At 52.2% G+C, this 19,028-nt stretch carries 17 protein-coding genes; 15 read left to right on the top strand and 2 right to left on the bottom strand.

The window, feature by feature from the left end; genetic code table 11:
- The first annotated feature begins 96 nt into the window (after nt 1–96).
- Genes H581_RS0105190 through H581_RS0105170 form a run of 5 tightly spaced genes read left to right on the top strand, consistent with a single transcriptional unit; the run spans nt 97 to nt 9,278 of the window.
- Entirely contained in the window at nt 97–2,376 is a 2,280-nt protein-coding gene (locus H581_RS0105190) for an AraC family transcriptional regulator (RefSeq protein WP_028609097.1), read from the top strand.
- Nucleotides 2,377–2,427: 51 nt separating this feature from the next.
- Nucleotides 2,428–4,479 carry a hypothetical protein gene (locus H581_RS0105185; protein WP_028609096.1) on the top strand — a complete coding sequence of 684 codons (2,052 nt, stop codon included), beginning with the start codon at nt 2,428–2,430 and terminating at the stop codon, nt 4,477–4,479.
- Nucleotides 4,480–4,509: 30 nt separating this feature from the next.
- Nucleotides 4,510–5,652 (top strand): oligogalacturonate lyase family protein, encoded by a 1,143-nt coding sequence (locus H581_RS0105180; protein WP_028609095.1) that lies wholly within the window; start codon nt 4,510–4,512, stop codon nt 5,650–5,652.
- A gap of 18 nt (nt 5,653–5,670) precedes the next feature.
- A complete protein-coding gene (locus H581_RS0105175) occupies nt 5,671–6,813 on the top strand; it encodes a glycoside hydrolase family 88/105 protein (protein ID WP_245599923.1) in 1,143 nt (380 codons plus the stop codon).
- A gap of 20 nt (nt 6,814–6,833) precedes the next feature.
- Nucleotides 6,834–9,278: a glycosyl hydrolase family 95 catalytic domain-containing protein gene (locus tag H581_RS0105170; RefSeq protein WP_036717816.1), complete on the top strand. Its 2,445-nt coding sequence runs from the start codon at nt 6,834–6,836 to the stop codon at nt 9,276–9,278.
- A gap of 161 nt (nt 9,279–9,439) precedes the next feature.
- Here the strand turns inward: H581_RS0105170 and H581_RS0105165 are convergent, their stop codons facing one another.
- Nucleotides 9,440–10,198, bottom strand: a complete 759-nt coding sequence (locus H581_RS0105165; RefSeq protein WP_028609092.1) for an SDR family oxidoreductase — start codon at nt 10,196–10,198, stop codon at nt 9,440–9,442.
- 365 nt (nt 10,199–10,563) lie between these two features.
- On the opposite strand from H581_RS0105165, the gene H581_RS0105160 reads away from it, so the two are divergent.
- The 3 genes from H581_RS0105160 to H581_RS0105150 all read left to right on the top strand — a co-directional run bounded on the left by H581_RS0105160 (nt 10,564) and on the right by H581_RS0105150 (nt 12,911).
- On the top strand, nt 10,564–11,163 hold the full coding sequence (locus H581_RS0105160; RefSeq protein WP_028609091.1) for a TetR/AcrR family transcriptional regulator: 600 nt from the start codon (nt 10,564–10,566) through the stop codon (nt 11,161–11,163).
- A gap of 304 nt (nt 11,164–11,467) precedes the next feature.
- On the top strand, nt 11,468–11,971 hold the full coding sequence (locus H581_RS0105155) for a hypothetical protein (protein ID WP_028609090.1): 504 nt from the start codon (nt 11,468–11,470) through the stop codon (nt 11,969–11,971).
- Nucleotides 11,972–12,035: 64 nt separating this feature from the next.
- Nucleotides 12,036–12,911: a YwqG family protein gene (locus H581_RS0105150; protein WP_028609089.1), complete on the top strand. Its 876-nt coding sequence runs from the start codon at nt 12,036–12,038 to the stop codon at nt 12,909–12,911.
- Between the two features lie 150 nt (nt 12,912–13,061).
- Here the strand turns inward: H581_RS0105150 and H581_RS0105145 are convergent, their stop codons facing one another.
- The gene (locus tag H581_RS0105145; RefSeq protein WP_028609088.1) at nt 13,062–14,081 is read right to left on the bottom strand and encodes an alpha/beta fold hydrolase; all 1,020 of its coding nucleotides are present in this window, start codon (nt 14,079–14,081) and stop codon (nt 13,062–13,064) included.
- Nucleotides 14,082–14,211: 130 nt separating this feature from the next.
- Between H581_RS0105145 and H581_RS0105140 the strand changes: the two genes are divergently transcribed.
- The 7 genes from H581_RS0105140 (at nt 14,212) to H581_RS37675 (ending at nt 18,179) form a co-directional block, all read left to right on the top strand.
- Nucleotides 14,212–15,111: a LysR family transcriptional regulator gene (locus tag H581_RS0105140; protein ID WP_028609087.1), complete on the top strand. Its 900-nt coding sequence runs from the start codon at nt 14,212–14,214 to the stop codon at nt 15,109–15,111.
- Nucleotides 15,108–15,497, top strand: coding sequence for a hypothetical protein (locus H581_RS33110; RefSeq protein WP_051250469.1), 390 nt, complete (start codon nt 15,108–15,110; stop codon nt 15,495–15,497). Before H581_RS0105140 ends, H581_RS33110 begins: the two co-directional genes overlap by 4 nt.
- A gap of 38 nt (nt 15,498–15,535) precedes the next feature.
- Nucleotides 15,536–15,955 (top strand): GNAT family N-acetyltransferase, encoded by a 420-nt coding sequence (locus tag H581_RS0105130; RefSeq protein WP_028609086.1) that lies wholly within the window; start codon nt 15,536–15,538, stop codon nt 15,953–15,955.
- A 235-nt stretch (nt 15,956–16,190) separates the two neighbouring features.
- On the top strand, nt 16,191–16,613 hold the full coding sequence (locus H581_RS33105) for a VOC family protein (protein WP_036717813.1): 423 nt from the start codon (nt 16,191–16,193) through the stop codon (nt 16,611–16,613).
- A 5-nt stretch (nt 16,614–16,618) separates the two neighbouring features.
- On the top strand, nt 16,619–17,374 hold the full coding sequence (locus H581_RS0105120; protein WP_028609085.1) for an RNA polymerase sigma factor: 756 nt from the start codon (nt 16,619–16,621) through the stop codon (nt 17,372–17,374).
- 4 nt (nt 17,375–17,378) lie between these two features.
- On the top strand, nt 17,379–17,756 hold the full coding sequence (locus tag H581_RS0105115; protein ID WP_028609084.1) for a VOC family protein: 378 nt from the start codon (nt 17,379–17,381) through the stop codon (nt 17,754–17,756).
- Nucleotides 17,757–17,927: 171 nt separating this feature from the next.
- Entirely contained in the window at nt 17,928–18,179 is a 252-nt protein-coding gene (locus tag H581_RS37675) for a hypothetical protein (protein WP_156889503.1), read from the top strand.
- Nucleotides 18,180–19,028: the final 849 nt, after the last annotated feature.

The following is a 19,028-nucleotide window of genomic DNA, read 5'->3' as shown; positions in this document are numbered from 1 at the left end:
GCGGCGGACGGCGGCCCTGAGGAGCGGCAGGAGCGTGTCACGTGGGCCGGATCACGTTATAATGAAAGGATCCTCGGCAGAAGGTGGGATTTAACCGTGGCACAATCCGTCAAGAAGTGGCTGAAGTACAATTGGGCGCATACGCAAATCAGGCTCGTGCTGATTCTGACCGTCTCCGTCTTTCTCATTATTCTGGCAGTGAGCCTGACCTCGTATTATACGTCGAAGTCGGTGCTGCAGGAAGAGCTGAGCGAGCTTCAGCGGCAGATGCTGCAATTGAATATGAACGTCATCGACGATTCGATCCGGGAGAGCGACCAGGTCGCGATTCAGGTGGCGCTTAACGACAATATCTATAAATTTCTGACGGGCAAGGTGCAGAATTCCTATTCGAATATTTCTGAAGCCTATCAACTATTAACGACATTAATCAGCAACTCTACCTATATCAAAAGCATTTACGTCTACGACCTTGAGCGGGAGAGCTTCCTGTCGATTCCGCAGGGCTATTCCTCGAACAGGCTCAATTTCGTAGATTCCGAATGGGTAACCGTCGCATCCGAATTCGGCGATCGGATGACGGTCATCAAGAAGCGACCGGTACCCGAAGGGGCGGCCGGCAAGGGCTCGGACATTACCCTGTTCCGCAAAATTCTGATTCAAGGCGAGTTCAAAGGCATCATTGCCGTCAATCTAAAGGATGAGGAGCTGTTCGACAAGCTGAATCCGCCCGTCATGAACAACCTGAACCGGATGCGCTACATTATCGACGAGCATGACGATATTCTGTATTCCGTCTCGAATTATTCATTCGATCAGGAGGCCGTCGATCTGGCGCTAACCGAGCTTAGGGAGGACGGCAGCGGGGATATGACGTTCCAGAACCGTCAGTTGCTCGCCAATCAGTTGGAGTCGCCGGTAACGGGCTGGCGGTATATATCGATTGTCGAGCAAGACAGCCTGCTCGCAAAGTCCAAGCGGGTTGCGCAAGTTGTGCTGCTGGTGTCCATTGCCGCGCTCGCGCTTGGAGGGTTGACCATCTTCTACATTAACGCGGCCGCATTCCGGCCGGTCCGAAGGCTGAAGCAGCTGTTCAGCACCTATGACCGCAAGCCGGACGGCCCGGAAGGGATCGATCTGGAGAATCTGGCCGGCGAGCTGCTCAGCAAGCATGCGCATCTGTCGCAGCTTGTACGGGAAACAATGTCTGAAGCGGCCTCCAAGCTGCTTACCGATATTTATACGGGAAATATGAGCGGGAAGCGGGATATTCAGGAGAAGTGGAGCCGCTACTTCGGCGATTGGACGACGGCACCGTTAACGGTGGCCGTTCTGTCGATCGACCGTTACGAGTCGTGGTCGAGAACGTTTACCGGCGGCGATCATTCCCTGTTGAAATTCGCCCTGGCCAATATCGCTGCGGAGCTGTTCGAGCCGCAGTGGCGGATCGTATGCGCCGATTTCGGCAAGGACAAGACGGCGATTCTGCTGCAGCCGCTTCAGGAAGGTCTTCACGCCGGGAGCAAGCTGGAGGAAGCGCTCGAGACGGTATCGCGGTTATTGAAATTCAGCGTGTCGGCGGGTGTCAGCACGCCGCAGACGGATATAACAAGGCTGAAGCAGGCGATGCTGGAAGCGGAAAATGCGCTCACGTACCGGTTATACCGGGGTTACGGCCAAGTGATTCCGTTCCACGAAGTATCGGGACACGAGGTGCGGGAGCCGTTAACGGACGAGGCGGCGCTTGCGGAAGTCATACAAGCCGTCGAATCAGGCAGCGAGCAGGGCGCGCTGGAGGCAGTCGAGAGAATGATCGCGGGTGTCCGGGAGGAGTACGGTTATCCATCGGCGGCGGCTTATTTTCTACAGTCGGCAGCCGAACGGATCGAGCAAATCCGGCCTTCCGAAGAGAACGCTTACACCGGAATATATGAACGGTTCGACACGCTTTGCCTCGATGATATAAAGGATGCGTTCAATCGTCTTGTTCAACCGCTGGCGCAGCGGTTCCGCCGATTGATCGAAAGCAAGGATTTCATTATGTGCCACCGGATGATTGATTACATGAAGCAGCATTTGAGCGAGCCGATCGGCATCCCGGAAATTTCCGAATCGATCGGAATCAGCAGCAGCCTGGCCAGCCAGCTGTTCAAGCAGGAGACCGGCGAGACCATTTACAACTATTTGACGAGCCTGCGCATGGATCGCGCCGAGGAGCTGCTGCTGAAGACGGATGATCGCATATCGGATATTGCGCAGCTGGTCGGTTACCAGCACGAGAACAGCTTTATTCGCAGCTTCCGTAAATTTAAAGATATTACCCCGGGCAAGTACCGGGACATGATGAGAACCCGGATGGACTCCCTGCTCGAATGAATGACGCCTTTGGCTTCGGGCGTCCTCCGGGTTCCCGCAGAAGGAGGAGCTATGGACAGACGACAGATTGTGGAGCGCCATCAGCCTGAGCTTAATAAATGGGACCCGTTATCCCCATTCACGGTAGGTAACGGGGAATTCGCCTTCAGTGCCGATATAACCGGGCTGCAGAGCTTTCCCGAACAGTATGAGGTGCCAATCGGCACGCAGTCCAATTGGGGCTGGCATTATACGGGCGGATACGGACGATTCACCGAAGAGGATGCCGCCAATCAGACGTTCGACACATACGGCCGTCCGGTCTCGTATCCGATGAAACCGGGGGACAAGGCCGAGGCTTACCACTGGCTCCGGCAAAACCCGCACCGGCTGCAGCTCGGCCGCGTGTCCTTCCGGTTCTTGACCGAATCCGGCGAAGAGGCGCAGGCAAGCGACATTACAAATATCCGCCAAACGATGAATCTATGGACGGGTATCTTGATCAGCGAATTCGCGGTGCAGGGAGATCCGGTCCGGGTGACAACGGCTTGTCACCCCGCATACGACACGATTGGCATAAAAGCGGAATCGCGGTTGATCGAACAGGGCCGGCTGCAGGTGTTTATCCGCTTTCCCGCGCCGGATATGACCCATACCGCGTGGTCGAAGGCGGTATTCCCGGACCTTGGCCATGATGACAGGCACCGGACGGAGCTTGCCGCGTCGGGGGACCGGCAGGCCGTGCTTGCGCGGAGCATGGATGAGGACCGTTATTCCGTTGGCTGGGCTTGGAGCGCGGGCCGTCTGGAGCGGACCGGCGCGCATGAGTTTACACTGCTGCCGGATAAGGGAGCCGGGACGCTGGAATGCTCGATCGGCTTCGCGCCCGAGACGCCGCGTACGGCCGCGGTAAGTGAAATCATTGCGGCAAGCGAGCGCCACTGGGAGTCGTTCTGGACGACCGGCGCGGCAATCGATTTTGCCGGGAGCGCCGATCCGAGGGCGCATGAGCTGGAGCGGCGCATCGTGCTGTCGCAGTTCCTGTGCGCGATGCACAGCGGCGGGTCCTTGCCGCCGCAGGAGACAGGGCTCATGTACAACAGCTGGTTCGGCAAGTCTCATCTGGAGATGCACTGGTGGCATGCGTCGCATTTTCCGCTGTGGGGGCGGGAGAATTATTTGCTGAAGAGCATGGACTGGTATACGGGCATTTTGCCGGTTGCCCGCGGCCTTGCGCGGTCTCAAGGCTATGAAGGGGCGCGCTGGCCCAAGATGGTCGGCTTCGACGGCAAGCCTTGCCCGTCGCCGGTCGCGCCGGGCCTGATCTGGCAGCAGCCGCATCCAATCGCGCTCGCCGAGCTGTGCTACTTGGCCGATCCGACGGAAGAAACGCTGAAGCGGTTCCGCGATCTCGTGTTCGAATCGGCCGAATTCATGGTTTCGTTCGCGCATTGGAACGAGGAGACACGCGTCTATGACCTGGGGCCGCCGCTCATTCCGGCGCAGGAATGCCATCCGATGCAGACCAGCAAAAATCCGCCGTATGAGCTGGAATACTGGAAGTACGGCCTGGAAATCGCGGTGCGCTGGGCGGAACGCCTGAAGCAGCAGGCCGATCCTAGGTGGGCCGAGGTCGCCGGAGCGATGGCCGCGCCTCCGCAGAAGGACGGGGTCTACCTCGCCCACGAGCTGTGCCCGGAGACGTTCACGGAGAAGAACAGAGATCATCCTTCGATGTTGGGCGCGTTAGGCATTCTTCCGGGCACGCTGATCGACCGCGAAGTCATGATGAATACGCTTCAGAAGGTGAAGGACGTATGGATGTGGGAGTCGGCCTGGGGCTGGGATTTCCCGATGTGCGCCATGACGGCGGCCAGGCTCGGCGATCCCGATCTGGCGGTGGATTTCCTGCTGCTGGACGCGACGAAGAATACGTATTTGACGAACGGTCACAATTATCAGCGCCCCGGCTTGTCGGCGTATCTGCCGGGCAACGGCGGCCTGCTGACCGCGGTGGCGATGATGGCGGCAGGCTGGCAGGGCGGCGGGGATGCACGTAACCCCGGCTTCCCGCAGGACGGCAGCTGGACGGTGAAATGGGAAGGACTGAAGCCTTGGATGTAAGGCTTGAACAAATGAATAGGAGGCGGGAGCATGACTGCCAAAGGAACGGTATGGCCCTCGGAGCGCAAGACGGCCGTCGACCGGCTGACGGGGCTTGAAGTGACGCAGCTAACGGATTATAAGGCGCACAGCCATCATTTATATTTTACGGAAAGCGGTTGGTATGACGGTGAGCGGCGGCTGCTGTTCATTTCGGATAGGGCGGGCAGCACGAATCTGTACAGCCTGCACGTGGAGAGCGGTCTGATGACGCAGCTGACGGATTATCCGGACAATGACAAGCTGGACGCCTGCCTGCTGCCGGACGGAAGCGCGGCGTTCGTAAGGCTAGGACGCCGCCTGATCCGGCTGGATCTGGAGACGCTTGAGGAGAAGGAGCTGTATGAGGCGCCTGTTGGTTACAATCTGGGCAATGCCAGCGCGACGTCGGACGGCAGGTATGTGATGACCTGCGTGCAGGAGGATCTGTCGCACCGGATCCGGCTCGATCTCGGCAACGGCTACGTCGGGCACCGGGAGCTGATGGAGGCTGCTCCTCACAGCATGATTGTGCGTATCGACGCGGCTGCGGGCGGAGCCGAGAAGGTCTATGAAGCGAGCCGTTTCATTACTCATATCAATACGTCGCCGAAGCTGCCGTGGCTCATGACGTTCTGCCACGAAGGGCCGTGGCATCTGGTGGATCATCGGATCTGGGGGCTGGACCTGCGGACCGGTGAAGCGTGGAAAATCCGGGAGAGGCTGGAGGACGGCGAGAAGGTCGGGCATGAGTTTTTCTACCCGGACGGGACGACGATCGGCTACCACGGCTTCCGCGCGGACGGAACGAACTTTTTTGGCAGCATCGGTTACGATAACAAGGGCATGGAGGAGACGGAATTCGGCTTCGATACCTGGCACGGCTATGCCGACGGGCTGGGGCAGGCCGTCGTGGACGGCAAAGGCGCGGTCAAGAGCTTAAGCGTATGGCGCAAAATCGACGGCGCGTACGACGGACCGCGCATGCTGTGCGAGCTGCGCTGCAGCTTTCACTCGCAGAAGGTGCACGCCCATCCGCGTTTTGACGCGGAAGGCAAGCGGCTGCTGTTCACCAGCGACAAGAACGGCTACGGCAACCTGTATCTGGTTGATCTGCCGCAGGACTTCGCTTCTTTACCGTTATTCAATCCGTGAACAAGGGGGAGTTGGAAGGTGGACACTGCAGTGAAAACCGCTAACGAAGGACGTCTGTCAATTAAAATCGCCGATACGATCTTATCCTTAAGCCAGGATGGCTATCATCCGCATATTGCGAACAAGTGGGGCTATGTGGCCGGCATGGCGCTAACGGCGATCAGCCGCGCCGGCGACTGGGCGGGGGACCCCGGCTATCAGGCGTTCGTCAAACGCCAAATGGACGTATTCATCCGGGAGGACGGCGCGATCGGCGGCGGGTACCGGTTGGAGGATTATAATCTTGACCATATCAATAAGGGCAAAAACCTGCTGCGGCTGTGGAGAGAGACCGGCGAAGCGAAGTACGAGAAGGCGGCAAGGCTTCTGACAGACCAGTTGACCGGACAGCCGCGAACGGAAGAAGGCGGATATTGGCACAAAAAAATATATCCGTTCCAAATGTGGCTGGACGGCCTGTATATGTCCTCCCCGTTCATGGCCGAGTTTGCCGCCACGTTCGGCGAGAGCGGCTGGTTCGACGAAGCGGCGCAGCAGCTGCTGCTGGTCGAGAAGCGCACGCGCAATCCGCAGACCGGATTGCTGCATCATGCCTGGGACGAGAGCCGGGAGCAGCGCTGGTGTGACGGGGTTACCGGGCGCTCCCGGCATGTGTGGGGGCGGGCGATGGGCTGGTATGCGATGGCGCTTGTCGACTCGCTGGAGCATTTTCCCGTCCGGCATCCGAAGCGCGGACAGCTGACGGGTATTCTCGAGCGGATGGCGAACGCGGTCGTACGCGTGCAGGATCAGGAGAGCGGCGTATGGTATCAGCTGATGGACTGCAACGGCCGCGAGGGCAATTATCTGGAGGCGTCGGGCTCGTGTATGCTGACCTATGCGATCGCCAAGGGGATTCGGCTCGGCTATCTGTCGGAAATTGACCGTAAGGCGGCAGTTCGCGCTTATGACGGTATAGTAAGCCGCTTCGTCACGGAGGACGAGAAAGGCGTGCATCTGCACGGCATCTGTCACGGGGCGGGGCTTGGCGGCCGCAAATACCGTGACGGCTCCTACGAATACTACATGAGCGAGGCGGTCGTAAGCGACGTGCTGATGGGCGTCGCTCCGCTGCTGCTGGCAAGCGTCGAGCTGGAACGGCTGCGCGGGTCCGAGCTTTGACCCTGGGGAGGCGTCGCGGGATGACGGAGCATACAAAAGCATCGGGCGAGGATGTGCTCGTCATGAGCTATCCCGCCTCCTGGTGGCGGAATATGTGGCGCGAGGCGCTGCCCTCGGGCAACGGCGTTATCGGAGCATCCGTATTCGGCGGCGTGCAGGAGGAGACGGTGCTGCTGAACCATGCGAAGCTGTGGCATTGGGGGCGGAAGGATGAGCTGCCGGACGTGAGCGGCACGCTTGCGAAGACCCGGGGGCTGATGGACGAGGGGCGATATGCCGAGGCCAGCTGGCAGCTCGCGGAGGCGCTGAAGGAGCGCGGCTACGGGACGAAGCTGGCCTCCCGGTTCCCGCTCGCCGCGATCCGGCTGGTTATGCCGTGCGGCAGCGCCTTCCGCGCGTACAGCCGGACCCTTGCAATGGACAGTGGTGAGATTACGGTCGGCTGGACCGACGGTTCCCGGCGGTTCCGCCGGAGACTGTTCGTCTCGCGAGCCGATGATGCGATCGTCTACGAGATCGATGCAGGCGGCGAATCCGCCGTCTCGGGCGAGATCGGTCTCGCGCTGCACCCCAGCGACCGCTGGGCGGATACGCCGGAATTCAAGGAGCTGGAGAAGACGGCGGAAGCAGGCTCGGACGCTGAGGGGTACGCCTGGTTTGCGGCGACGAATGACGACGGAACGGATTACGGCGCGGTCATGCGGGTCATCCCGGTAGGCGGCGGAAGACTGGAACCGTTCGAAGGGACGCAGCGGTTTAGCGGCGCCGTCCGTTTGCGCGTTCTGGTGAAGGTGTTTGTCATGGGCGAACGCCGACGCGATTGGGCGCGGCTGCGAGATGAATTTGCCGCGCTTGCCGATGGCTCCTCTTACGACATTCTGCTCGGGCGGCATACCGCGCTGCACCGGCCGCTTTATTGCTCCGCTTCGTTGTCGCTGGGAGACGACGCGCAGGACGTCCGCTCTAATGAACGGCTTCTGCTCGACGCGTATGAAGGAGAAGCTTCCGCTGCGCTGGTCCGCAAAATGTGGGCGTACGGCCGCTACTTGTTCATCAGCGGCACCTCGGCCGCGGAAGAGTCCGAGCCATTCGGCCTTTACGGACTATGGGGCGGGGACTACCGGCTCGTATGGAGCCATAATATGGCGAACGAAAATATCCAGATGATGTATTGGCATGCCCCCGTCGGCGGGCTGAGCGAATTGGTTCCTCCCTTATTCCGATATTATGAAGGACTGATGGACGACTTCCGCGGGAATGCCCGGAAGCTGTACGGCTGCGGAGGCATCTACATTCCGGCCGGCTCGACGCCCGGCATCGGCGTCCCGAATCAGATCGTGCCGGTTATTCTGAACTGGACCGGGGCGGCAGGCTGGCTGGCCCGCCATTATTACGAGCATTACCGGTATACGGGCGATAAGCGGTTCCTGCGGGAATCCGCCATTCCGTTCATGCGGGAGACCCTGCGGTTCTACGAGGATTTTCTCGTTGTAGATGAGGATGGCCTGTACAAAATCTACCCTTCCGTATCGCCCGAGAATACGCCGCTGAACTTCATGCCGGCGGACGGCAGGCCGCTGGCGCATCCCATGCCGACGGCAATTAACGCGACGATGGACATCGCGATCGTGAAGGAGCTGCTGCGGCATCTGATCGAAGCAAGCAAGGAGACCGGCGGCGATTCGCGGGAAGAGGACAAATGGGGCAGGATGCTGGAGCGCCTGCCGGCCTATCGTCTGAACGGGGACGGCGCGGTCCGCGAATGGATTCATCCGGCCTTCGATGACCGCTATGCCCACCGGCACCTGTCGCATCTCTATCCGGTATTTCCCGGCCAGGAGGTGACGCGCGAGAATGATCCCGGGCTGTTCGCCGCATTCGAGATCGCCGTTCAGAAGCGAGAGATCGGCGCCCAGAGCGGCTGGTCGCTCGCCCATATGGCCGCGGTCTACGCCCGGCTCGGCGACGGCGACGGCTCGCTGGAATGCCTGGACATTTTGTCCCGGTCAAGCCTGCTGCCGAACCTGTTCACGCTGCACAATGATTGGCGGGGCATGGGTGTCTCCATGAACATGCCGACGGCGCCGGTGCAGCTGGATGCGAACATGGGCTGGGTGAACGCCGTGCAGGAGCAGCTCCTTCAAGTGTCGCGGGATTTCGTCAAGCTGCTGCCCGCGCTGCCTTCGCGCTGGAAAAAGGGCCGGCTGGCCGGCTGGCGGTTCCATACGGGCAGGGTGTCCGTCGAGTGGGACAGGGAGGCCGGCTATTTCCGGGCCGAACTGACGGCGGACAGGGACACCGAAGTGATCGTCAAGCTTCCCGATTGGGCTCAGGGCTGCGCAATCGGCGGAGGAGAAGTCCGGCCTTCGGCGCTCGGAGATTCGGCTTATGCGCTGCGAATGAAGAAGGGCGCGACCCCGGTCTTATTTGAGTGCAAGTCTGCAAGCATTAGGCCGGACGTTTGACTTGATAATCCCGATAATTGTCCGATTCCCCCCCGTTCCGGTGAAGACGGGAAGGTCATGCGGATGATGGTGTAGTTGTGTGCTAAGTGCAGCGTAGAAGAGGTTGCGACGCAAAAAAAGAGGCCAGCCGGGCTATCCAGCCCGCTGGCCTTTCCAAATTATTAATAAGCCGTCCAGCCGGCATCGGCCGTAACGACGGTGCCGTTCACGAAGCTTGCGTCATCCGATGCCAGGAACAGGGCCACCTTGGCGATTTCTTCCGGCTCGCCGGTCCTCGGGTTTAATGGCATGCCGATCATCGCTCTCTCCATGCCGAATGGATTAGGCGCAGTAATGGAGGTGCTGATATTCGTGCTCACGCCGCCGGGCGCAATCGCATTGCAGCGGATGCCGAGGCTCGCGTATTGAAAGCCGACATTTTTGGTAAAACCAACCACGGCATGCTTGGAGGCCGTATAAGCAGCGCCCGCCCGCGAGCCATGAAGACCGCCCGCAGAAGCGATGTTTACGATGACGCCGCTCTTTTTCTCCGTGAAGATAGGAAGCGCCTTTCTTGTCGTCCGCATCGGGCCGCTCGTATTGACGGCGAAGACGCGATCCCACAGCTCGTCGGTCAGATCGGCCGCGGGAACGAAATTATCCATGATTCCCGCGTTATTGATCAGGATATCCAGCGTGCCGAATTGCAGGACGGCCGAATCGATTAATTGCTGAACGTCCTCTTCTTTTGCCACGTTCGCCGCAACCGCAATCGCGGTGCCGCCTCTCGCTTCAATTTCCGTTACGACCGATTGCGCCGTTTCAATGCGAAGATCGGACACGACCACCTTTGCTCCTTCGGCCGCGAACAGCTCCGCGATCGCTTTTCCCATGCCTGATGCGGCGCCGGTAACGACGGCGACTTTTCCTGAAAGTCTCATATTAGAATCCTCCGCTTTCTGTTTAATATGCTCGACTGCCGCTTTCGTATTTCATGGTCGAATATTCAACACATGTATAATTTCTAACACCTGTTTGTTTTGAGTATAATAAAGATGGGAAAGGGCTGACAATCAGTAAAAATCGTCCTTTTGTCAGGTAACGTACAAATAGATTCGTTTTGTTCAAATTCTAAGAATTTATTAGTTTTACACTTAAATGCGCTTAGAATCCTCTGCGATACCGTTTTTAGGGTGAGATTGCTTCAGGGGTTGCTTCAGAAAATACGGAGTAAACGGTTTGCGTCCTCCGACAAGGACGAAAGGCAGGCGTTTCTGCTTGATCACTTATAAAGGAATGAATCGAAATGACCGAATCGGGCAAAAAAACAGATCGGCGGATCGTCCGAAGCAAAGCGGCCCTTAGACAAGCCTTATTGGAGCTTATGGGGCAAAAGAGCTTTACGTCCATCTCCATAACCGAAATCGTCGAGCTTGCCAATTATAATCGCGGTACGTTCTACACGCATTACGATACAAAAGAAGCGCTTCTGGACGAGATCATCTCGGACATGATCGAAGATTTGCTCCAATCCTTCCGCGTGCCGTACGAAAAAACGGACGTCCTCCGGATTAACGAGCTTACCGCCCGTTCCGTCATGATTTTCGATCATATTTACGAGCATGCGTCCCTCTATCAAATGCTGTGGAAGAGCGACGTTCTTCCGAGCGTAAGAGAAAAAATGTTCGTCGCCTTAAAACAAATTACAATGGATGAATTTGAATACGGCGACAGCGGCATCGACCGGGAGCTCCTTTCGATTTATTCGATCAACTCGCTGATGGGGCTTGTTTTTCACTGGATCGAGAGCGGGTTCAAGCATTCGCCTTCCTATATGCAGGAACAGCTCGTGAAGCTTGTGAATTGGCGGCCAACGACCGTCAGAACGGTAAAGAAGCGGCCTTGAGCCTGAGGCGCGTACAGCATTTCCAGGCCCATTCAGGATTCAGGATTCGCTAATAATAACGGGAAAAGTCCGGAGGCATCGTGAAGTTAATAAGCAGGTTTCCGCAACTTCCATATCAATGATAGCGTCTTATAAATGCTAACAGTATATGGAATATTGGAGGGGGAAGATTGTACCTAATGTTTCTGGAAGGAATCTGATAAGGTTCGTTCTCTTAAGGAAATCTGGTACTCTTTATACCGTTCGGTTTCTTATTGCCAATGATAGTAGGGGGAAAGTTAAATTACTGGAAAATAGTACCGATATGAAAGAAGTGATAAATATTTTAAAGAACAGAATTATTGTTTCTTTATTTGTTGTAGCCGTCCTAGGATTAGGGCTGCTTATTATCCTGTTAATAAATCAAAATCCCTTAATCGCAGATGGTTTTTCGGAATATAACAATGAAAGAAAGCAAGTTGATATTTCGCTTGTAAATAAAGGGCAATATGATATTTTTATTCAGGAAGTTCTAGTAAATAATCAGTTGCCAAGTAAGACACAATTGGTCATTAGCTATACAGGACAATTGGTTGCAGGGGGCATTGATGACGATCCGTTGGCGAAGTTTATTCATATTAACGATGCACCAATTCATCCACGCTTAACACCGAAAGAATTACAAGAAGCTGTTAAAACACATTCAACTCCTATTCACTATGGAATAAGAATTATTAACGAAGATGATATAGAGGTTGTGAAGATAAAGTACAGGCATATGGGGGTCCCATTAATAAGAGAAGTAAATCTAAACACATGGCCTGAATAGAGCTTGATTGTCCGATTCAACTAACGGGTTCATGAATTAAAATATCTATCAAAGGAGCTTTACGATGAGTAAAGAAGCGATTATTCGACTGCTTGAGCAAGCAGGGCTTGAACAATATAAGCAGGCGATTGCCTCCTGGATTTATTCAACAGCCCAACTAATCCTAGAGCCTGTACCTGATGTTTCGATCCCTGTTGGAAGCAGCAAAGTTGGCGGTAATCCGGATCTTCCCGAAGGGGTGGAATGGCCTAGATGGAAGAATGATGAGATGACCTTCATCGCTCAGATTAATCTGGCGGAATGTCCCTCGGAGCTTTCTCTTCCACAGAGCGGTCTTCTTTCCTTTTTCTATGCTGTACAATCCATGTTCAAGGATGAATTTTTTTTCGGCGATCCTGATACTTGCTGCGTGATCTATACGGGCCCTGATCAGCTCGATCATATTTTACGCAGGAATACACCTGACCGTCTAAAAGAAGAAGCGCGGATGAGGTCTAATCGGGTTTCGTTTATCCCGGAGCTCTCTGTACCGCCCTCGGAGTCTGCTTTTCTGGAAAGCTTGGGGCTTGGCTGGAATGGCAACCAAAAGGAATTCAATAAATACTGGGAGGTATTCTTGTCAGAGTTTGGAAAGCAATGGGGAAATAAAGGGTATATTAATCGGCTCATGGGGCACCCCGATCAAATTCAGGGCGATATGCAGGTACGTTGCGAGATGACATACGGGGGACACACCTGGGACCTTATGGAGAAGCCGGAGGTACGCAAGCAAATCGTGAACTCGGCTATGAAGTGGCGCATGCTGCTGCAAATCGATTCAGAGGAAGACAAGACAGGGATCATGTGGGGAGACGTAGGCCGGATTTATTATTGGATCCATGAGGATGATCTTAAGGCGCTGCGCTTTGATCGGGTGATTTGCGAGATGCAGTGTACATAAATAATTAGGTCTATTGAAATAGCTCAGAATTGCTCAGCAAGTACGACCACACAAAAAAGAGGTCGACCAGTTAAGTTCTGGTGACCTCATCATTGGATCGACATCATTCATGAGAGATATGACCGAATAATCTTAAATGCTGGTGACGATCTATCCGTTTGTACGAAGCGCCAACAAGCGTTTTAGGTTGTCATCAATAAATTTATTATCGGCACTGTTGATTCCGCGACCGGCAAAATGACCCCAGATCGATTTGATAGGATTAAAAACAGAATTAGGTATAAGCTTAGCCTCGTATTCGTTATCGTCCGCCGTACAGAAGAGATCCGTGCTCCCTGGCATGACGCAGGCAAGCGCTTTAATGCTTTTGAGCGCCTTATCGAAATCTCCGTTATAGGAGGGGTTCGCACTAATATCTGCATTTTGGCCTGTCCATAACATGGCCAGGACATTGTGCGGATCCATCTTCATAAAGCTATCTTCCCAGACGCCAGCCACAAAATCTTCCAATGAGTCATATCCCAGCTCACGATAAAGCTCCTCTCTATAAAACGCGTGCGATAAGCCCCATCCCGCATAGACACGGCCAACGGCGCGCATGTCTGAATAAGTCAGCTGATTTAGTTTACTTGAATCGAAGTGGGCTGCAGCCATAAGCGGAGCTTTCATTCCGTCCAGAACCACATACGTTTGGGGCCAAGTCTTTGCAACACCGGCGAAAGGTGCAATTCGTTCCACCATATCCGGATAACTTGCCCCCCATTGGAAGGATTGAACGCCTCCCATTGACCATCCAACTACGAGAGCGATCTTTTGGATGCCGAATTTTTCGGTCACCAGCCGATACTGTAATTTAACGTTGTCATAGATGGTCACCTGCGGAAAATTAGCCCGGTCGAATGGGGGAGGCGTGTTACTGGGAGACGAAGATAATCCGTTGCCCAGCAGGTTTGGAACGATAATAAAATATTTCTGCGGATCTAGTGCCATGCCGTTTCCCATCAACCATTCATTCTGAACATGCTGGTCGCCAAAAGCAGTTGGATAGACGATGACATTATCTTTCTTTTCATTCAATCTTCCATAAGTCTTATAAGCAAGAAAAGCGTTCGGTAATGTCACTCCTGACTGCAAGGTTACGTCACCCAAATCAAAAATCTCATAATCCATCGTATTGTTTGCTCCTTTCAAAATGAAATCATACATTCTTGTTGATAGTATAGATCCGTGATACTCTCAATAAAAGTGAATACATTTCAAAGTAGTATTCAAAATTATTGAAAGCAAAGGGGGCAGCATGATGGAATTGCGCCAACTGAATACGTTCCGAACGGTTGCATCAACTTTAAATTTCAGTCGGGCTGCGGAAGTACTGAACTACGTCCCTTCCAACGTTACGATGCAAATAAAAGCATTGGAGGATGAGCTTGGTGTCCGTCTCTTTGACCGCTTGGGCAAGCAGCTCGTTCTCACCACCGCGGGTAAACGCTTTTTAACTCATATCCAAGGCGTTCTAAACAAATTGGACGAAGCTCGCAGCGTCGTTCATGACAATGAAAATCTAAGCGGCACCTTAACGATAAGTGCCAACGAGGTTCTTTGCGCGTATCGGCTTCCAGTTGTCTTTCGCCTATTTCGTTCGCGCTATCCCGGTGTGCGTCTCATCTTCCGCTCCGTTTCCAATCAGCAACTCAAGCAAACGCTCTTTGAGGGAACCGCGGATGTCGTCTTTATGCTGGACGAATCCATTCGCTCAACGGGACTTGCAGTGGAACCGTTGCTGGAAGAAACTTTCCGATTGTTCGCCGCTCCAGACCATCCACTCGCGAAACTAACTGCACTGCAGCTGGAGGATTTTCATGGAGAAGTGTTCCTGACTAATGAAAAGGGTTGTACCTATCGAACCATGTTTGACCGGGCATTTGAGAAAGAGGGCATTGATAGTATTACATATTTAGAGTTTCAAAATGCCGAAGCCATTAAACAATGTGCAATTGCGGGAATCGGTATTGCCTTTCTTCCTGAAATAACGGCGAAAGCCGAAGTTGAACGGGGCGAACTTGTTGCTCTTCCATGGCAAATTCCGGACTTGCATGTGTTTACACAGATGTTATGGCATAAAGACAAGTGGCTTTCACCAATCATGTTATCTTTTATAGAAGCAGCAAGGGAAGTTATCGCTATAGTGGAGGAGAGATGACCAAAGCTGAGGTGGATGAATGCCTTAGATTTTATACGGATAAATATGAAATCACCTATGAGCAAAATCCACATAAATTCCACGTGTCTGGTGCTATTAAATCTTGTTTTCAGTTAGAATATGACCCCAATGGAAAGGTTAACTTTATTCAGATTTCATCTGTTTTAAATGATGTACTTAAATGCGTATTTAAAAATATTGATGTATTTAATACGAAAGCCGAGGAGCTTGTTAAAGAAATTGATAAGATATCAAAATATGATCGAGACCACTGGGAGTTAGGGTGGACTTATGATTACCCTGAATTGGGTCCGACTGTTTTCAGGACTTCATTCTTTGGGAATATCGTTTGTACATCCTTAAACCTGGGGGAAATGGTAAACTGATTTTATAATACCTGCTTCTTTGAACAGGAGTGAATCGTGTGGAATTGTATATATCTAATGAGACGAATAATGCCGACAAATCCTATGTAATAAACAATATGATTGAATTTAATTTGAGGCATTTCCCCGATGACTTGAAGGGCAGATACCAAGTGGTTAATCTGTTCTTGAAAGATGCTGACAATAAAATTTATGGTGGACTCGTTGGCGAAATATGCTGGAACTGGTTAGAGGTACAGTATCTTTTTGTGGACGATAACCTTCGAAAATTAGGATACGGAAAGAAACTACTATCGGAAGCTGAAAAATTAGCTAAGGAAAAAAAGTGTGAATATATAAAGTTAGATACCTTGAGCTTTCAGGCGTTAGATTTTTACAAAAAACAAGGCTTTGAAGTGTTTGGAACTATACAAAATGCTGGTAGGCATACACATTATTATTTAAAAAAAGACATCTAACAGACCGAATAAGATCGAGTCCTTGAAGCTCAGCTGTTTTGGCCGCTCTTAAGTGATCAATAGCTAGCTTCTTGAATTCGTTCTTGAATCGTTGCTAATTGTTGGCCGGTCAACATTGGACATAAAGCCTCGTATCAGAGGAATACTGAGCATTACCCTAATCCCCCCCGTATCTCTTAGCCATAATTTTCCGTTATAGTAGAGTAAGGAAAATACAAACACGGAGGAATGATCGATGGGCAAAACCGTAAGCAAGATTAGTGGTATCTTTATCCCGGTTACGGATATGAAACGTTCAACGGAATGGTACATAAAGATGTTCGACCTGGAGGTAATTCAGATTTCCGATGTATGCACGGGGCTTGCCTTTCCGGGTGAGGCGACTTATATCAACCTGTGGAAAGTCGAGGGACCTCAGCCGTTGCAGTTCGATGCGGGAGGGGACAAAATTCCATACTACAATTTCGAATCGTTCGATATCGAATACTCGCATGCTGCCTTGATCGAGAAAGGCGTTGAAGTGATGCCGATCGTGAATAGCGATGGAGTTCGGTTCTTCGATTGCCTCGATCCGGACGGTAACCCGATTGGAATCGTCGAAGAATTGCCAAGCTCGACTGCTTTCTACGCGCATAAGCGAAAATACCGGCAGGATTGACTGCTATGACCCGTACGCCGATCGACACCGCATTTGAGGAACTAACACTGTCGTACGAGCCGGAGCTGCGTAGGTATTGTTGGAAATTGGCCGGTTCGGAATGGGACGGAGACGACTTGTTCCAGGATACGATGTTCAAAGCGTTCCGCAGGTTCCAGAGATGGCCGGAGCGCGAGCTGAGCAAACCTTATATGTACCGCATCGCGGCAAACGCATGGTTCGATATTTGCCGAAGACGCAAAATTGCCTTCCTGCCGGAGTCGCTGGCCGTTCAAGATGAGCTGTCCTACGCGGGTTGGAGCCGACACGACGTCCGCGATTCTCTGGAAGTGCTAATGGACGCTCTCGAGCCAAGGCAGGCAGCGCTAATCGTGCTGACGGACGTGTTCGGATTCACGCCGACGGAAGCTGCGAACGCGTTAGGACAACCTGTAACGGCAGTCAAAGCCGCTGTGCACCGGGCACGGAAACGACTTCAGAAAGCGGCCGACAGGCATTTCCACCTGTTAGCGGAGGCTGATGACGATGCGGAAGCGGCGCCGAAATCCAAAGCGGACGCGGAGTTGCTTGAGGCATTCGTGCAGGCGTTCCGGAGCGCTGATGCGAAATCGATGTTTCGCTCTTACCGCGAACTCTCGCACAGCGGCGTGAAGATCAACCGAATACGGTTCGTGCAAGGACTCGTCTGGTTCTACTTCAAGGACCCGGACGGCAATGTATTGACGGTCACTTCGCCTTTAATCAACCAATCGGAGGCATGATACTATGGGCAAAATGGCATTTTACGGAGTAGGAATATTCGTTCCGGTAAGCGACCTGGAACGTTCCACGAAGTGGTATGAGGAAATGCTGGGGTTTGAGATTACCCATCGGGACGAACCGAACGCTACGGTGTTGATGATGAACGATTACAAAATCATTTTCTGCCTCGTTCTTTCGTTCGATATCGAGCATCGGTCTTTCCCAAGAAATAATTATCAAGTTGAACAATATTTCAACTTTCATACCGAAAATGTAGATGAGGCGTATCGCACCTTGAAAGAAAAGGGAGCAGTCATTGGAGAAATAGAGAGCTTCGACGGCGGTATCCGCGGCTTTCCGCTGCACGATCCCGACGGGAACAAGTACGGCGTCGTACATTAATGAGGGGCTAATTTTCAATTTGAAAAAAATATATTGGAGAGGTCATTGGGTGGTTTAAGGGAGTGTTGCTGAATTATAGCTACCTAGAACAGCGGGGCTTAATCGAGTTAGGACATAGCAAGACAAATGTGGTTATATAATTATATCCTTATTTAAAATGGGAGGTTATTTATGTTTCTTATTACCAATCCTAAAGTTTCTGGGTTTACACCTCAATTTTCCCAATTTAAAGGTTTTTCTATTTTGTTTGATAATCCAGCAGACCGCTTCATTCCTTTGGATGAAAATGAAAATTTAAGTATATTAAGTTGTGATACAGCATCTAAAGAATTAGAATTGTATAAAACACTTAAGCATACTCTTTCTTCGTTCTCAGAAATATCAACAACATATTTATTTTGTCCTTTACCATTTCATTCATAATACTTATTCTGAAATCAGATTGCAAAAGATAGAAAAACAAAGGGTAAGTCTCATTAAAAAATACAAAGAAAGATATGGGCTAGAAACATGTTCACTTTCCTATTCACCACATGTTTCTTTGGGATATTTTGCGAATAAACAACTAGCTGAATTATCGACTCCTATGATTGAGTATTGGAATGAACAATTTTTATTAAACACAAGTGAACAATCGATTATTTTTTCCACTAACAGCCTTTATGGTTTTAATAATATGGCTACCTATTTCAAGAAATAAAAGAGTATTGGTTTACCAGCAAAATTATTGAACTCCCTCGGTACGATAGTTGAGTAACACATGAAATGAGCAGGCGCTGCGTTGGCCTGCTCATTTTATTAACGGGCAGCGGTTGCGAGAACTTAATGATAATATTAACCAGGTGATGATTTTAAGCATTCATTCTGTATAATGACTACAGGCTGCGGAGGAGTATGCGGATCAAAAGATCTGTAGGAATACGTCGATATCATAAAAGCCGTGGCAGAGACGTCCAAAAAATAACCGAAACCCAGGGAGAAACTGATGAAACGGATCAAGAGCAAGATCGTTGTGGTATTTATTTTATTGGCTTGTTGCATTCCCATTCTTTTTTATTGGATATGGATTGAACTGATGAAAGGTTTGGGATAATCGAACGTCTGACAATAAAAATGGAACTGAAAAAGCCTTGCTTTATTTTAGCCATGAGATCCCTCGGGGCTCAGTAAGATTTAAAACCGATGAGAATTCACTTTATGGGTGTCTTCATCTGTAATGTTACGCCCGGCAGCATCGTTAACTGGCAGGATAACGCGGTAAAAGCCTTGAAT

The sequence above is a fragment of the Paenibacillus harenae DSM 16969 genome, assembly GCF_000422465.1.
GTDB lineage: Bacteria > Bacillota > Bacilli > Paenibacillales > Paenibacillaceae > Pristimantibacillus > Pristimantibacillus harenae.
Note: the sequence above shows the minus strand (reverse complement) of the source record. Positions and strands in the feature narration are given on the sequence as shown.

Excerpts from the sequence above, each read along its gene's own strand:
- H581_RS37675 (WP_156889503.1), top strand. The coding sequence starts at position 17,928 with ATGTTTCTTATTACCAATCCTAAAGTTTCTGGGTTTACACCTCAATTT.
- H581_RS0105115 (WP_028609084.1), top strand. The coding sequence starts at position 17,379 with ATGGGCAAAATGGCATTTTACGGAGTAGGAATATTCGTTCCGGTAAGC.
- H581_RS0105180 (WP_028609095.1), top strand. The coding sequence starts at position 4,510 with ATGACTGCCAAAGGAACGGTATGGCCCTCGGAGCGCAAGACGGCCGTC.
- H581_RS0105150 (WP_028609089.1), top strand. The coding sequence starts at position 12,036 with ATGAGTAAAGAAGCGATTATTCGACTGCTTGAGCAAGCAGGGCTTGAA.
- H581_RS0105140 (WP_028609087.1), top strand. The coding sequence starts at position 14,212 with ATGGAATTGCGCCAACTGAATACGTTCCGAACGGTTGCATCAACTTTA.
- H581_RS0105145 (WP_028609088.1), bottom strand. The coding sequence starts at position 14,081 with ATGGATTATGAGATTTTTGATTTGGGTGACGTAACCTTGCAGTCAGGA.
- H581_RS0105120 (WP_028609085.1), top strand. The coding sequence starts at position 16,619 with ATGACCCGTACGCCGATCGACACCGCATTTGAGGAACTAACACTGTCG.
- H581_RS33110 (WP_051250469.1), top strand. The coding sequence starts at position 15,108 with ATGACCAAAGCTGAGGTGGATGAATGCCTTAGATTTTATACGGATAAA.
- H581_RS0105170 (WP_036717816.1), top strand. The coding sequence starts at position 6,834 with ATGACGGAGCATACAAAAGCATCGGGCGAGGATGTGCTCGTCATGAGC.
- H581_RS0105160 (WP_028609091.1), top strand. The coding sequence starts at position 10,564 with ATGACCGAATCGGGCAAAAAAACAGATCGGCGGATCGTCCGAAGCAAA.
- H581_RS0105165 (WP_028609092.1), bottom strand. The coding sequence starts at position 10,198 with ATGAGACTTTCAGGAAAAGTCGCCGTCGTTACCGGCGCCGCATCAGGC.
- H581_RS0105185 (WP_028609096.1), top strand. The coding sequence starts at position 2,428 with ATGGACAGACGACAGATTGTGGAGCGCCATCAGCCTGAGCTTAATAAA.
- H581_RS33105 (WP_036717813.1), top strand. The coding sequence starts at position 16,191 with ATGGGCAAAACCGTAAGCAAGATTAGTGGTATCTTTATCCCGGTTACG.
- H581_RS0105155 (WP_028609090.1), top strand. The coding sequence starts at position 11,468 with ATGAAAGAAGTGATAAATATTTTAAAGAACAGAATTATTGTTTCTTTA.